Annotated in this window: 11 protein-coding genes; 2 read left to right on the top strand and 9 right to left on the bottom strand. The window is 42.9% G+C overall.

The genetic code is table 11. The features are described from left to right. Positions 1–462: 462 nt before the first annotated feature. Both FFM84_RS11060 and FFM84_RS11055 read right to left on the bottom strand, forming a co-directional pair. Positions 463–2568, bottom strand: coding sequence for an LTA synthase family protein (locus FFM84_RS11060; RefSeq protein ID WP_130845311.1), 2106 nt, complete (start codon positions 2566–2568; stop codon positions 463–465). A gap of 146 nt (positions 2569–2714) precedes the next feature. Continuing rightward, a complete protein-coding gene (locus tag FFM84_RS11055; RefSeq protein WP_130845310.1) occupies positions 2715–2951 on the bottom strand; it encodes a YkuJ family protein in 237 nt (78 codons plus the stop codon). 191 nt (positions 2952–3142) lie between these two features. Here FFM84_RS11055 and FFM84_RS11050 point away from each other — a divergent pair, with 191 nt between their 5' ends. Beyond that, positions 3143–4330: a pyridoxal phosphate-dependent aminotransferase gene (locus FFM84_RS11050; RefSeq protein WP_130845309.1), complete on the top strand. Its 1188-nt coding sequence runs from the start codon at positions 3143–3145 to the stop codon at positions 4328–4330. 59 nt (positions 4331–4389) lie between these two features. On the opposite strand, the gene FFM84_RS11045 is transcribed toward FFM84_RS11050, so the two are convergent. The 7 genes from FFM84_RS11045 to ykzS form a co-directional block, all read right to left on the bottom strand. After that, positions 4390–5640, bottom strand: a complete 1251-nt coding sequence (locus FFM84_RS11045; RefSeq protein ID WP_130845308.1) for a D-alanyl-D-alanine carboxypeptidase family protein — start codon at positions 5638–5640, stop codon at positions 4390–4392. A 53-nt stretch (positions 5641–5693) separates the two neighbouring features. Next, positions 5694–6749, bottom strand: coding sequence for a lysylphosphatidylglycerol synthase transmembrane domain-containing protein (locus tag FFM84_RS11040; RefSeq protein ID WP_130845307.1), 1056 nt, complete (start codon positions 6747–6749; stop codon positions 5694–5696). A gap of 2 nt (positions 6750–6751) precedes the next feature. Then, positions 6752–7774 (bottom strand): glycosyltransferase family 4 protein, encoded by a 1023-nt coding sequence (locus tag FFM84_RS11035; protein ID WP_130845306.1) that lies wholly within the window; start codon positions 7772–7774, stop codon positions 6752–6754. An 11-nt stretch (positions 7775–7785) separates the two neighbouring features. Then, positions 7786–8958 (bottom strand): glycosyltransferase family 4 protein, encoded by a 1173-nt coding sequence (locus FFM84_RS11030; protein ID WP_130845332.1) that lies wholly within the window; start codon positions 8956–8958, stop codon positions 7786–7788. Positions 8959–9225: 267 nt separating this feature from the next. Continuing rightward, on the bottom strand, positions 9226–10956 hold the full coding sequence (gene ptsP, locus FFM84_RS11025; RefSeq protein ID WP_130845305.1) for a phosphoenolpyruvate--protein phosphotransferase: 1731 nt from the start codon (positions 10954–10956) through the stop codon (positions 9226–9228). Further along, positions 10956–11222 (bottom strand): phosphocarrier protein HPr, encoded by a 267-nt coding sequence (locus FFM84_RS11020; protein ID WP_057705283.1) that lies wholly within the window; start codon positions 11220–11222, stop codon positions 10956–10958. Before FFM84_RS11020 ends, ptsP begins: the two co-directional genes overlap by 1 nt. 144 nt (positions 11223–11366) lie before the next feature. Beyond that, positions 11367–11564 carry a protein YkzS gene (ykzS, locus tag FFM84_RS11015; RefSeq protein WP_130845304.1) on the bottom strand — a complete coding sequence of 66 codons (198 nt, stop codon included), beginning with the start codon at positions 11562–11564 and terminating at the stop codon, positions 11367–11369. 356 nt (positions 11565–11920) lie between these two features. On the opposite strand from ykzS, the gene FFM84_RS11010 reads away from it, so the two are divergent. Continuing rightward, entirely contained in the window at positions 11921–14140 is a 2220-nt protein-coding gene (locus FFM84_RS11010; RefSeq protein WP_130845303.1) for an ATP-dependent Clp protease ATP-binding subunit, read from the top strand. The last annotated feature ends 137 nt before the right edge of the window (positions 14141–14277 follow it).

Here is a 14277-nt window from a genome sequence, read left to right as displayed (position 1 = left end):
TTGTTGTGCTAACCTAAGTTAGCAGACCCTACACATTTGATTTGTCGAAACTTTGTTCAGTTTTCAAAGATCTAAATCCGTTAGTTGATTACCTCAACACAACTTAATCAGTTTATCATGACGACAATTATCTGTCAACAACTTTTTTCAACTAATTAATGAAGCGTTTTGTTTCAGAAGCGCTCAACGCAACTTAATAAGAATAACAAATCAGTTTCAAACTGTCAACTCTTTTTTAAAAGAAATTGAATAATTATGCAACTGGCTTTAATTCTTAATAATGTCGATAACCGCCACGGCTTGGCTGTTTCACAGCACCTCTCGCAGCGACAAGTAATATCTTACCAAGGATTAGTATGCAGGTCAAGGACTTTTATGAATTAATTTCAAAAATCTCAACTTAACCTATAATCCAACAAAAAAGGTCATCGCATTAGCGACAACCTTCCATAGATATGCTTATTATTTACTAGAACTAGAGCTACTATCAGCACTGCTGCTGGAGCTCGACAGTTCCGGTGCATCAGTTTTATACAGATCAACCGTTGACTTGCCCTTATGCTTCGACAAGACACTTGTCTTATTTTCCTTCTGTAACTCTTCTAATGACTTCAAACTGGTTGAAACCTTGTAACTGTACTTCGACTTATCGACTTTCTTAAAGCCCTTCGGCGTATAGAAACGGAGTAAGTCCCCTTCAATCACTCGGTCAGATAATGAGAGTTCAGTCGTCACATGATTTTGCATCTGCTTGACCGTCTTCTTCTGGGCCGCCGTCATATTCTCGATGACTTTGCCAGTCTTACTATTGTAGACTGTACTCCCAATCTTCGTATAGGTCGGCGAGACAAAGTTCCCGTTTCTAAAGGCCACGGTCTGATTGCGATCTTTCGACAGTAGGTCATTCCCGAACTGAATATAGTCGTTCTTCACGCCTAGTAGATCCAATAACGTTGGCAAGACATCGATTTCACCACCATAGGTATGATTAATCCCACCTTTAAGTCCCTTCATATGAATCATGAATGGTACCTTTTGGAATTGGGCCAAATCAAAGTTTGTGACTGACTTCTTCCCTAATAGTTGGGCAATCGCCGAACGATGGTTATTCGAGATCCCATAGTGGTCCCCATACAAGACGATCATACTATTATTGTATAAGCCTGCCTTCTTCAAATAAGTCACGAATTCAGCAAAAGCTTGGTCCAAATAGTGTGCCGTTTGAACGTAACCATCAACTGTCGAGTCTCCCGTAGTGGTTTTATCGATACTCTGGTTTTGTTTATCCAAGGTATATGGATAATGGTTCGTCAAGGTAATCAGCTTCGCATAGAACGGTTGTGGTAATTGTTCTAAATACTTAACGCTATCCTTGAAGAAGATCTTGTCTTTCAACCCATAACCGATATTATAACTAGACTTCTCCTTATAGTAAGAAGAATAGAAGAAGTAATTATATCCCCAAGATTTATACGCATTATCCCGGTTCCAGAAACTAGCCACGTCCCCATGGAACGCCGCAGTAGTATAGCCTTCAGTCTGACTTAAAATTGCTGGTGCTGCTTGGAACGTATTAGACGTCCCATATTGTGTCATTGCTGACCCCGTAGGCAATCCAAACAAAGAATTTTCGAGCATCATTTCAGCATCGGAAGTCTTCCCTTGTGCAACTTGATTGTAGAAGTTATCAAAACTCAAAGTGCTCTTATTATGATAGAACTTATTTAAGTTAGGTGTTACAGCTTTGCCTTTAACCTTATAATCAATTAAAAATTGCTGGAAACTTTCCAAATGAATGATAAAGACATTCTTGCCCTTAGCTTTACCATAATACTTAATATTAGTATCGGCCTTATTCTTCTTCAAATAGGCTAAGACACTCTTCAAGTCGCTACTACTTGCTTTGGCGCGAGTCGCACTTTCCTTTTCAGTCTGATAAAAACTATAGCCAGCATAGGTGTTTAACCCTAAGTACTTCACAATATAGTTATTATCAAAGGTCCGAGTCAACAAGTCAGAGCGATCATGCTCGGACATCCCTAAGTCAACCGCAAACAAGGCGACCCCAATCATCGTAATGGTTGCGGCATATCGGAGTTTAAACGGTCGTGGATCAATCCGAATGACTTTAAAGACCAAGAGTAAGATAAGTAAAACCACGTCAGCATAGACTAAAAAGTCAGTCGCATGGATAATTTGTCCTAAACTCGTCCCTAAATTATTACTGGCAGCCCCAGAACTCTTGATGACCCCAGCTGACATAAAATCTGAAAATTCACGATAATACAAAATATTGGCAAATAGCCAAGTCGTTTGTAAAGCATCGATGATCATGATCATCCAATACTTTAACCGGCCTCGGAAGTATAGCGCAATCCCCAACAAGATGATGGCCGTTGGAAATGGATTTAAAACCAAGATGAACTGCTGAACAGCACCTTTAACCCCCAGCGTAAACTCCGTTTTATACGCAATATACGTCTTTAGCCAAAATAAGACCACGGTTAGCGTGAAAAAGCCTAAGGTTGTATTAACCTTACCAACCGTGTTTTTGATAAATTTGGACATCATAATTCCTCCGTCATTACTATTAACAAATCCATATTATAACGGTTGAGTGCTCGTTCGCAATTAATTGAAGGTTTCTTCAACAATTCTTCAATATTCAACGCATAATATGGATCAGTCTATAAAATATCTAATTGGCGGAAATGCTAGTTATCTGCTAACAAGTCATATAGTTCAATCGCAACTAAGTCGATGTTATCAAATTCAAACGTTTGATCTGGGTTGAATTCTTGTAAGGTGTAGGTTGACGTTGCAGGATCATAGGCAACTTCACCGCGTTCAACGCCTTCCTTTTCAAACCGCCGTGATTGAACTTCGGTAGCTTCCGTGTTACGCATTGCTTCTAAACGTTTGAGAATTGCAGTTAATTCAGATTTTTCCATGATTATAATCTCGCTCCTTAGGTTTTGTTTTCATTCTAGCAAAAATTGCCTGATATAGCACCCTTTTTAGTGATAAAGCTCACTTCAAGACCAAAAATCGCCTTTTTAATTATAACCCAATCCAACCGTTTGTCCCTACCAAGTTGTGATAAAATTAATCTAACTTATAAAAATTCAAAGGAGTCCTTCCGATGACGTTATTTAGAGACGATCTTAATGATACGATTGCTCAGATCCAAGTTTCAACGATTCGTCAATTTGATGAATCCGTTAGTGCTATTCCCGATATGGTTAAATTAACTTTGGGTGAACCGGACTTCAACACGCCTGAACACGTTAAGACAGCGGCTAAACAAGCCATTGATGATAATTTCTCTCATTACACTGGGATGGCCGGCTTGTTAGAGCTTCGCCAAGCTGCCGCTAACTTCCAGGCTAAGAAATATGGCCTCCACTACGATGCTGAAGACCAAGTCTTAGTTACTGTCGGCGCCACCGAAGCCATCGCCACCGCCTTAACGACCATCTGTAACCCAGGTGATGCCATTATAGTGCCATCACCAATCTTCCCTGCTTATATTCCAATCATTCAAGAAGCACGGGCAAAACCATTATTCATGGATACCGGTGTTAACGACTTCGTCATCACGCCACAAATGGTCGATGACTTCATTGCTGCCCATCCCGATGAACACTTCAAGGGCATTATTATGAACTATCCGAACAATCCAACTGGGGTTACCTATGTGGAAGACGAAATCAAAGCCTTAGCTGCTTGCTTCGAAAAGCATCACCTCTGGGTCGTTTCCGATGAAGTTTATAGTGAACTCACTTATGGGAGCACCCATGTTTCAATGGCGAAGTTTATTCCTGATGAAACAATCTTAATTAGCGGCTTATCTAAGTCACACGCGATGACTGGTTGGCGAATTGGGTTTCTCTTCGCTTCGAAAGAAATGACCGCCCAAATGAAGAAAGTTCATCAATACTACGTCACAGCGGCGACGACTATCGCTCAAAAAGCCGGCATCGAAGCATTGACTAATGGGATTGATGACGCCATCCCAATGCGTGTCGAATATCAAAAACGGCGTGATTTTGTTTATCGAACGATGGATGACCTTGGCTTTAAGATTGCTCGGCCAACTGGGGCTTTCTATATCTTTGCTAAAATTCCAGCCGGGTTCCAACAAGACTCAATGGCCTTCTGCAAAGACTTAGCAACTAAAAACCACCTTGCTATTATTCCAGGAACTGGTTTTGGTGAACAAGGCGAAGGCTACGTTCGGCTAAGTTATGCTGCTAGCATGGAAAAATTACAAAAAGCGATGGATCGACTAACTGCTTACATGCAAGATCCCGCTAACAAAACGGCTTAACTTTGATCCACTAAAAAAGCAACTTACCCTAATCAATTGTGATTAAGGTAAGTTGCTTTTTAATTTGCAAAGGCAAAAGCCGCATTTAGCGGTAACGATTGCTTCACGATAGGTTTAGTGGCTAACTGCATCGGCCCGCCAATCACCGTTGCCGTCGGCGTGACATAGGTGATGGTTGTGGTCGTCCCGGCACTAGCATTAGTTAATTTCAGTTGCATGACCGGCGTTCGTGCTGCCAAATAATTTGGCCGGCTCTTTAACACCTTAATAACGACCTGTTTGGTTGTCGTCACTGTTTGATCGGTATAGGTCCACGCATTCGTATGACCTTGCGCAACCAAACGCAACGTCGTTTGTGTCCCTGGCACGTCGTATTGGATTGTCGTTGGTGCGACTTGTTGATAGCGACCTTGTTGTTTTAACTGTAACCGCAAATTATTATTCGCCGTAAACTTCCATTTTGAGCCCAAAGTGGTGGCGATCATCCGACGACCATGCAAAGTAAAGGTCGCAACCAAACAACCACCCGCTTGATCCGTATACCCTGTCTTTAGCCCATCAACCGGAACGCGCGCATCATAATAGCTCTCCCCTTTTAAAACCAAGACTGAGGTTGGGACCTTATACCCATGAATCTTGACTGAGCGTTGATTCGACACTTTCAAAACTGACGGATACTTATTAACCAAGTGTTGAGCGACAGTCGTGATGGCCTTAGCCGACACTAAATTTTGAGCCGTCGCACTGGTACCTTTTAAATTAAGGTCATACGTCGTTAAATCAGTATTATCTAAGCCCGAGGCGCTGACAAAATGAGCCTCAATCCCCCATTGGTTAGCCTGCGCATTCATCTTAGCAATAAACTTCGGATTGCTACCAGCCACATATTCACCCAAGGCAATCGCACTACTATTCGAAGATCCAACTAGTGTGGCCGCAAGTAATTCGCGTACCGTAAACTTGGTTTTCTTAGGCATTGGCATCGTCGACAACGTGCTACTAGTCGCCATCTTTTGGACATTAGACTGAATTGGGACAATATCGGTCCACTTAATTTGACCATGATCAATGGCTTCTTCCACTAAATACAACGTCATTAACTTGCTCAATGACGCAATCGGTAAGGCCTCGTCCGCATTTTGGGCATACACGGCTTGACCACTTTTAGCATCCATAATATAAGCTGCTTTAACTTGATTAGCTTTGCTGGTTTTCGCTTGACCAGTCGTAGTCCCCATAACCAAGCCACTCCATAAAACAACGATCAAACTCAGCCAACGAACAACCATTGGCGTTCTCCATTTCAACATTAACCTAACTCCTCTTTAATCGCAAAAAGCGCTGGCTTTGCGCTAGCGCTTCTTTATTCAACTTCATCAACTGATTCTTCCGGTGTCACAATTGGAATTTCTTCGGCTTTCTGTGGCCGCATCGCCATGGCAAACATGCCTAAGAACAAACCCAGATAATACGTCAAGATCCGCCAAATCAGCATTGCCAAAATAAGCTTGCTGTGACTAGGAATAAATTTGGCAAACAATGCCGTAAAACCAAATTCAGCTCCACCAGCACCACCTGGAATTGGAAATAGCGAGGTTACCAAGAAGATCAACACATTTAAACTAGTCACCATGATGATATTGATCCCATGATACCCCATTGCCCGCATAATAAAGTACGGAATTAAATAGTAAAATAACAATTGGAAAAAGGTCACGATACAGACCTCCAACAGCATTCGCCAATCTTTAGTCATCCGTAGACTCTCTTCGTAAAATGAATCGATTTTAATGCTAATATTTGCTTCTAATTGTGCGAAACGTTCAGCCTTCATAAACCAACCAACTGGAATCAACACAACTTTAACGGCCTTTTTGGTAAAGTTATACCAATACATCACCAGCAGCAACCCAACGATCACCGCAAAGTGAATCAGGAAACCGAAGAAAACATACAACGATAGGTAACTTAACTTAGCGGCCAAGTAATGAAAACCAATCAACATGGCAAATAAGAAGTTTAAGACGACCATGGCCTGAAACACGACAAACTTCATCAAGGCCACCGAACTTGCCCGGCCAGCATCAATACCTGATTGTGCCATCACAAAAATTTGAGCTGGTTGACCCCCAGAAGAAAATGGGGTAATCCCATTAAATAACTGTTCCGCTAGTGGTACTCGTAAGGCGCTTAGAAACGAATACTTCCGATACCGGTGTCGAACAAACTTCCGAACAACAACGGCTTCCAGGCCAAAATACAGCGCAATACAGCCCAATGCGACCAATAGCCACCACCAATTTAACGTGACGATATCCGCCATGAGACTGCTTAGTTTCACGTCGCGGAGTGAATACCACGAAATGCCGACCCCTAATAACACCATGATCAATAATGACCATATGTTTTTTCTCGTCATGGCTACCCCTCTTTTGCTTGTTGCGTATAGAAATCATACCAGATTTTGGCTAACCGTTCTTCTGAATAGTCTTTCGAGGCTAAAATCGCTTGGTCATGCAAAAATTGCATGCCAGCTGGATTAGCTCGTAACTGGTCAATTTTGTGTTGCATATCATCAACATCAGCTGCTGATTCATAATAACCGTCAATAATCGCCCGGTATAAATCTAGATCACGTAATAAGACCGGTGTGCCACAACTGAACGCTTCTAGCACCGACATTGGGAATAACTCATTATAAGACGGCAACAAGAATAAGTCCGCCATATTATAGTAGTCAACCAACTTTTCACGGTCTACAATCCCAGGAAAAGCCAAGTTGGCTGGCGGGTTGTCGACGACCTTTTTCAAGTCTTCATAGCCATCGGTAATCCGACCAAACGAAAAGCCGCCCGCCCAGACAAACTGAATATCTGGATTACGACGTGCTAACGTAATAAAATCAGGAACCCCTTTGCGGCCTTGAATCTGCCCGGTTCCCAAAATCATGAACTTGTCTTGATCAAACCCATACTGTTGCCGCAACTTTTGTTGTTTTGTTTCCGTCATCGGGTAAAATTCCCGTTTACTAACAAAGTTAGGAATATAGGTCACGTCACCACGACTAATCCCATACGCCTCAAGCTTCGGAATGAACGTCGGGTTAACCACCACAATATGATCCATCCGTTTATAAAATGAAATCAAGTAACGATTAAAGATTGCTTGAAATGGTTTTGGTAATTTCAAGCTACCTTCTAGTGTCTCTGGCAAAAAATGCACATAACCAATCCTACGACCGCGATTCGGCATGAAGGTTGATAAATAGAACATTGGATTAACCGTATGGTAGTGCGAAATCGTTGACCGGCCATACCGATTGATCTTAATGTTAAATTCAGCTTGCCAATGTGTCTGAAGCAATCGCATCAATTCTTGATAAGCGCTACCGACACCCTGACCCTTGACCGAGTCAGCTTTCGAAAACATGGTAATGTTTAGCATAATTCGTCCCCTTAGTTGCTGATGTTCGCTGACTTTGTTTCTGAATAATTCAGCTGAACATCTTGATAGTAATTAATGATTTGCTTGCCAAAATATTCGGCCGAAATCTGATAGAGTTTCTTTTGCCGTGGCTTAGGATCATCAAAAGCATGTGGATGATTTAAATAACTCGACGCATCATGCACTAACCCTTCTTGACTCTTAAATGTCGTGCCAAGTGACGGATCATCTAAAAGTTGATCCGTGTATGGACTCGTCGCCACAACCATCTTCAAACCAGCCGCCATCGCTTCAATATACGTCAATCCTTGTGACTCAGAATTCGATGCCGACACAAACAAATCAGCTAAATGATAATAATTATAGACTTCATCATTATCAATTTCACCAGCAAATTGCACATGTGCCGTTAAACCGGCATCCTTGACTTGGTTTTCCAAGGTTTCACGGGCTGGTCCATCGCCAACGATTAACAATTGGGCCGTTGGGACTTGTTCCAAGATTGCCGGCAAGGCTGCAATGACTTCATGAATATTCTTCTCATAGGCTAGTCGACTCAACGATAATAACACTGGTGTCTCGGGCGCATAGCCTAATTTTTGGCGATAATCCACTTCTGACTCTTGCTCATACTGATTAATATCAATCCCCGTTGGAATGATTCGAATTGGGGCTTTGACCCCATAGCCGGTTAATGTCTTGGACACTCGTTGACTAGGCGCTACAACGCCATTCAAATGGTAACAATAAGCACGCGTGGCCTCTTTTACATGATAAGGTTTGAGCAGCTTACCGTTCGCAATATAATGCAAGTAGTCTTCATACATCGTGTGATACGTATGGATGCATGGGATCTTTAATTGTTTAGCCACAAACTTGCCAATAACCCCCATTGAAAACTCCGTCTGGGTATGCACGATATCTAGACCCAAGTCTTTGGCGACTTGATACGCTTTAAACAATCCCCGTACGGCAATTCGACGATCAGAAAAGGACACAAACGGAATACTTGTGAATCGAAAAATGTTCCGTTCATAAATATTCTTATCAACATGGGGATCGGTGGTCGTGAAAATATAGACCTGATGACCAGCCCGCTCGAGTTGATTGCGCAGCACCTTAATTGACGTTGCCACCCCACTCACCTGTGGGTAGTATGTATCTGTAAATATCCCGATATTCACGTAGATTCTCCCTTTATTTCTGGTCATCCCAATATGAATCGATGACCACCTTTGCTTCAACTAACTAACCGTCCCGTTAATCGAGCACTTTCGTCCAGGTTCAATAATTAATTATAACAATTATATTGGTTAGCTATCCGACTTGCAAATATTCTTAAGATAAATTAAGAGTTCCCTGAAAATCCCAGCGTTTTAGCGCTAAAAAATAGCCCTTAAAACCAAGCGGCTTTAAGGACTATCTGCTAATAATCGAAGCGTTTGTTTCGATTATTTACCGAAAACGTTCTTTTCAACTAATTCTTTAACTTCTTCATTAGTGACACATTCGTTGAGGGCGCGGTCAGCTAACTTAGCCATCTCAGTCGTGTCAATCGTCTTCATTAATGAACGAGTCTTTAAGACAGAAGTTGAACTCATTGAGAATTCATCTAAGCCTAAGCCCATCAATAATGGTACGGCGATTTGGTCACCGGCAACTTCACCACACATGCCCGCAATGCGGCCATTAGCATGGGCAGCGTCGATAACGTGCTTGATCAAACGTAACAACGATGGGTTGTATGGTTGATACAAGTATGAGACCCGTTCGTTACCACGATCGGCAGCGAATGAATATTGAATCAAGTCGTTAGTCCCAATACTAAAGAAGTCAACTTCCTTAGCGAATTGGTCAGCTAAAATAGCAGCGGCTGGAATTTCAATCATGATCCCAAGTTTAATGTCATCAGCAACTGGCGTTCCGTCAGCAACTAATTTGGCTTTTTCTTCTTCGAAGATAGCCTTAGCTTGGCGGAATTCATCCAAAGTGGCAATCATTGGGAACATAATCCGTAATTGACCATAATGGGAAGCCCGTAATAACGCCCGGAGTTGTGTCCGGAAGATGTCGTCACGGTCTAATGAAATCCGTACCGCCCGGTAACCCAAGAATGGGTTCATTTCATCAGGTAATGGCAAGTATGGTAAATGCTTGTCGCCACCGATATCCATGGTCCGGACAATCACGGGTTTGCCGTTCATGCCTTCGACAACCTTTTTGTAGGCTTCGAATTGGGTATCTTCATCAGGTAATTCTGGACTGTTCATGTACAAGAATTCTGAACGGAACAACCCAATGGCTTCAGAACCAGCTTCCAACACGCCATCCATATCATCAGGAGTCCCAATGTTTGAAGCTAATTCGAAGTGCTTGCCGTCTTTAGAAACGGTGGCTTCGTTCTTAAGCTTTTCCCATTCGGCCTTTTGATCGGCGAAATCTTTAGCTTGTTGTTGATAGTCACTGACTTCAGCATCAGTTGGATCGATTAAGGCGGCCCCATTAATCCCGTCAAGAATTAACGTGGTTCCTTCCTTGAGATCGGTCGTTGCGGTTTCAGAACCAACAACGGCTGGGATTTCAAGGGTCCGTGACATGATGGCTGAATGACTCGTCCGACCACCGATATCGGTGATGAACCCTTTAACGTATTTACGATCCAATTGGGCCGTATCACTAGGGGTTAAATCGTGGGCTACCACGATAACTTCGGAATCAATCAAAGCGGGACTTGGTAAGGTTACCCCTAACAAGTGACTTAAAACCCGCTTCGTAACGTCACGAATATCGCCGGCACGTTCTTGCATGTAGGCGTTATCGGTCATTGCTTCGAACATTGAGATGAAAGTATCTGTGACTTCCTTCAAGGCTTCTTCTGCGTTGACTTTATCATCCTTAATCTTACCTTCAATTTGTCCTAACATTTCAGGATCAGATAGAATTGTGATGTGAGCTTCAAAAACTTCAGCTTCTTCGGCGCCTAAGTTTTCAACTGCCTTGTCTTTGATGACTTGGAGTTCTGCCTTAGAAGCGTCAAAAGCATCATGCAACCGTTTAACTTCAGCTTCCACATCAGTAACGGTCGTCTTTTCGAATGATAAATCTGGATCAACTAGCATATAGGCCTTAGCAATCGCGATACCATCACTGGCAGCGATTCCTTTGAGTACCTTTTCAGCCATTATTCAGATAATCCTTCTTTCTTCATCGTTTCAGCTAAAGCAGCGATAGCATCAGCTTCGTCTGCACCTTCAGCAGAAATCGTAACATCAGCATCTTTACCAACACCGAGAGACATAACCCCCATGATGGACTTCAAGTTAACTGACTTGTCTTGGTATTGCAAGGTAATTTCTGAGTTGAACTTACTTGCTGATTGTACCAATAAAGTAGCGGGACGTGCGTGGATACCTGTGTCTGCGATTACGTGAAATTCTTTCTTTTCCATAACTATTCGATCTCCTTCAAAGATGTAAATTAGTTGGTTCCGAGTCAAGCGAGTTGCCGCCAACACGATTGCTCAAGAGCCCTTAGTATTGATGATAGCAATTATCGAATTGAAATACAAGCCCTTTCATTCATTCAATTACGATTAATTGGTAGCCTTACCATCCTTATCAAAATGGTAAACCACATGACCATCTAAGTCCGCCACCCCAATGATCCGTTTCCGATACTCATATTGCATATAAGCATTGTGAAACGCCATGAACTCACTAGGCTCAACCGAAAATGAGTCCTGTTCACCATTGCGTAGGGCTTCCATTAAAGCAGTATAATCCGTTGCCAAGCAGTTGCCCCCTTTATCAAAAAATTAATGATTGATCATCGCAAGCCTAACTCATGCAAAATCACCATTTTGACCTATAATAATCATTAACGGTTACCGATTCTTGTCGGCGCGTGATCAGATATTTAATATACAACGGATGACTAACGATGACAACTATCAGTTATTAACCGATCACTAACTTTGATTAACACAATTTTGGCGATCAAATCAACTGAGGCTTTTAACTTGCACCTCTGATAAAAATCGCTATACTAATAGTCAAAGGTCAACAAAGGTCAAAGACGTTTGAACCTTTAACTAAATTTATTTAATCGATTTAGTGATATTTCTGATATGAAAGGTGTGACAGCAATATGCTTTGCGACAACTGCCAAAAGAACGAAGCGACGATTCATTTATATACGAACGTCAACGGTCAGCGGCGGCAAATTAATCTTTGCCAAAATTGCTATCAACTGCTAAAGAATCAGGAACAGCAACCAAATAATGGCGTTGGAGGTACAGATATGGCACAAGATCCATTCGGTTTTGGCGGACTTGACGATATCTTCCGGGCAATGCAAGGTGGCGGTGTCAATGCTGACAACGCTGCTCGGCAACAAACCCCACCGACCCAACCAGCTGGTCCCAATAATGGCGGTAACCGCGGCAATCGCGGTGATGGCCTACTTGGGCAATACGGCTATAACCTGACGGATCAAGCCAAACAAGGCAAGATCGACCCCGTCATTGGTCGGGATAACGAAATCAACCGGGTCATTGAGATTTTGAACCGGCGGACGAAGAATAATCCTGTCCTCATCGGTGAAGCTGGTGTTGGTAAGACTGCGGTCGTAGAAGGGTTAGCTCAGAAGGTCGTTTCTGGTCAAGTTCCACAAAAACTATTAAATAAAGAAATTATTCGTTTAGATGTGGCCTCACTCGTCCAAGGTACGGGTATTCGTGGTCAATTCGAACAACGGATGCAACAGTTAATGAAGGAAGTTCAATCGAATCCAAACATCGTGCTCTTCATTGACGAAATCCATGAAATCATGGGCGCCGGCAATGCTGAAGGCGGGATGGATGCTGGGAACGTCTTAAAACCAGCCTTGGCTCGTGGTGATTTCCAATTAGTTGGAGCAACCACTTTAAACGAATATCGCGACATTGAAAAAGATGCTGCCCTCGCCCGTCGTTTCCAACCAGTCACGGTTGACGAACCGAGCGTTGAAGAATCCATCAAGATTTTACAGGGGATTCAGAAGAAATATGAAGATTATCATCACGTTAAGTATGACGCTGAAGCGATTGTCGCGGCGGTTAAGTTATCGAACCGTTACATCCAAGACCGTTTCTTACCTGACAAAGCGATTGATTTGTTAGATGAAGCGGGCTCACGCAAAAACTTAACGTTGAAGACGGTCGATCCACAAACCATTCAAGACAAGATCGATGATGCTGAAAAGCAGAAACAAGATGCCTTGAAGAAGGAAGATTACGAAAAAGCTGCCTACTATCGTGACCAAGTCGCGAAACTTGAAAAAGCGAAACCTGATAAAGATGCCGCTGCTCAAGATAACGATGAAGCCACCGTTACGGTCAAAGACATGCAACAAATCGTCGAAGAAAAGACCAGCATTCCAGTTGGTGAACTTCAAGCTAAGGAACAAGCACAAATGAAGACCTTAGCTAGCGATCTTGAAGGCAGTGTCATTGGTCAAGATCAAGCTGTCGAAGCTGTTTCTCGTGCGATTCGTCGTAATCGGATTGGCTTGAACGGTACTGGTCGGCCAATCGGGTCCTTCATGTTTGTTGGTCCAACTGGGGTTGGGAAGACTGAATTGGCCAAGCAGTTGGCTAAACAACTCTTCGGCTCAGAAGAAGCGATGATTCGTTTTGACATGAGTGAATACATGGAACCCCATTCAGTGGCTAAATTGATTGGGTCACCACCTGGCTATGTCGGCTACGAAGAAGCTGGTCAATTAACTGAACAAGTTCGGCGTCATCCATACAGCCTTGTGCTGTTAGATGAAATCGAAAAGGCCCATCCTGATGTGATGCATATGTTCTTGCAAATCCTCGATGATGGTCGCCTGACTGACTCACAAGGTCGGACGGTTAGCTTCAAAGATACGATTATTATCATGACCTCAAATGCTGGGACCGGCGATGCCGAAGCCAATGTTGGTTTCGGGGCCGCTGCTCAAGGTAAGACGCATGATATTACCGATCGGTTAACCGAATACTTCAAGCCAGAATTCTTAAACCGATTCGATGACATTATCCAGTTCAATGCTTTGTCGAAGCAAAACTTGACGAAGATTGTTGACTTGATGATTGGCGATGTCAACCAAATGTTGGCTAACCAGGACTTACACGTCCATGTCACCGGTCCAGTTGAAGAAAAGCTCGTTGACCTCGGTTACAATCCACTCATGGGGGCTCGCCCACTTCGTCGAGTCATTCAAGAACAGATTGAAGATCGGATTGCGGACTTCTACTTGGATCACGGCGATGTGAAGAACATGGTTGCCAAGTTGGAAGACGGCAAGATCGTACTTGCGGCTGAAGAACCTAAAGCTGAATAATTGAATTGACTACTAAAACAGACGTTTCGTTGCTTAATTGCAATGAGACGCCTGTTTTTTTGAGCGAAAAACAAAATAACTGCGATTTTGCCACCTACCGTTCGCCCACATTGAGCCGGAACGCTGTGGGGAGACCG

Origin of the sequence: Lactiplantibacillus mudanjiangensis (genome assembly GCF_005405385.1) — a bacterium.
GTDB classification, from domain to species: domain Bacteria; phylum Bacillota; class Bacilli; order Lactobacillales; family Lactobacillaceae; genus Lactiplantibacillus; species Lactiplantibacillus mudanjiangensis.
Note: the sequence above shows the minus strand (reverse complement) of the source record. Positions and strands in the feature narration are given on the sequence as shown.

Bases quoted from the DNA above. Each gene is read 5' to 3' on its own strand.
- FFM84_RS11020 (WP_057705283.1), bottom strand. From the start codon at position 11,222: ATGGAAAAGAAAGAATTTCACGTAATCGCAGACACAGGTATCCACGCA.
- FFM84_RS11040 (WP_130845307.1), bottom strand. From the start codon at position 6,749: ATGACGAGAAAAAACATATGGTCATTATTGATCATGGTGTTATTAGGG.
- FFM84_RS11010 (WP_130845303.1), top strand. From the start codon at position 11,921: ATGCTTTGCGACAACTGCCAAAAGAACGAAGCGACGATTCATTTATAT.
- FFM84_RS11035 (WP_130845306.1), bottom strand. From the start codon at position 7,774: ATGCTAAACATTACCATGTTTTCGAAAGCTGACTCGGTCAAGGGTCAG.
- FFM84_RS11050 (WP_130845309.1), top strand. From the start codon at position 3,143: ATGACGTTATTTAGAGACGATCTTAATGATACGATTGCTCAGATCCAA.
- FFM84_RS11055 (WP_130845310.1), bottom strand. From the start codon at position 2,951: ATGGAAAAATCTGAATTAACTGCAATTCTCAAACGTTTAGAAGCAATG.
- FFM84_RS11060 (WP_130845311.1), bottom strand. From the start codon at position 2,568: ATGTCCAAATTTATCAAAAACACGGTTGGTAAGGTTAATACAACCTTA.
- FFM84_RS11045 (WP_130845308.1), bottom strand. From the start codon at position 5,640: ATGTTGAAATGGAGAACGCCAATGGTTGTTCGTTGGCTGAGTTTGATC.
- ptsP (WP_130845305.1), bottom strand. From the start codon at position 10,956: ATGGCTGAAAAGGTACTCAAAGGAATCGCTGCCAGTGATGGTATCGCG.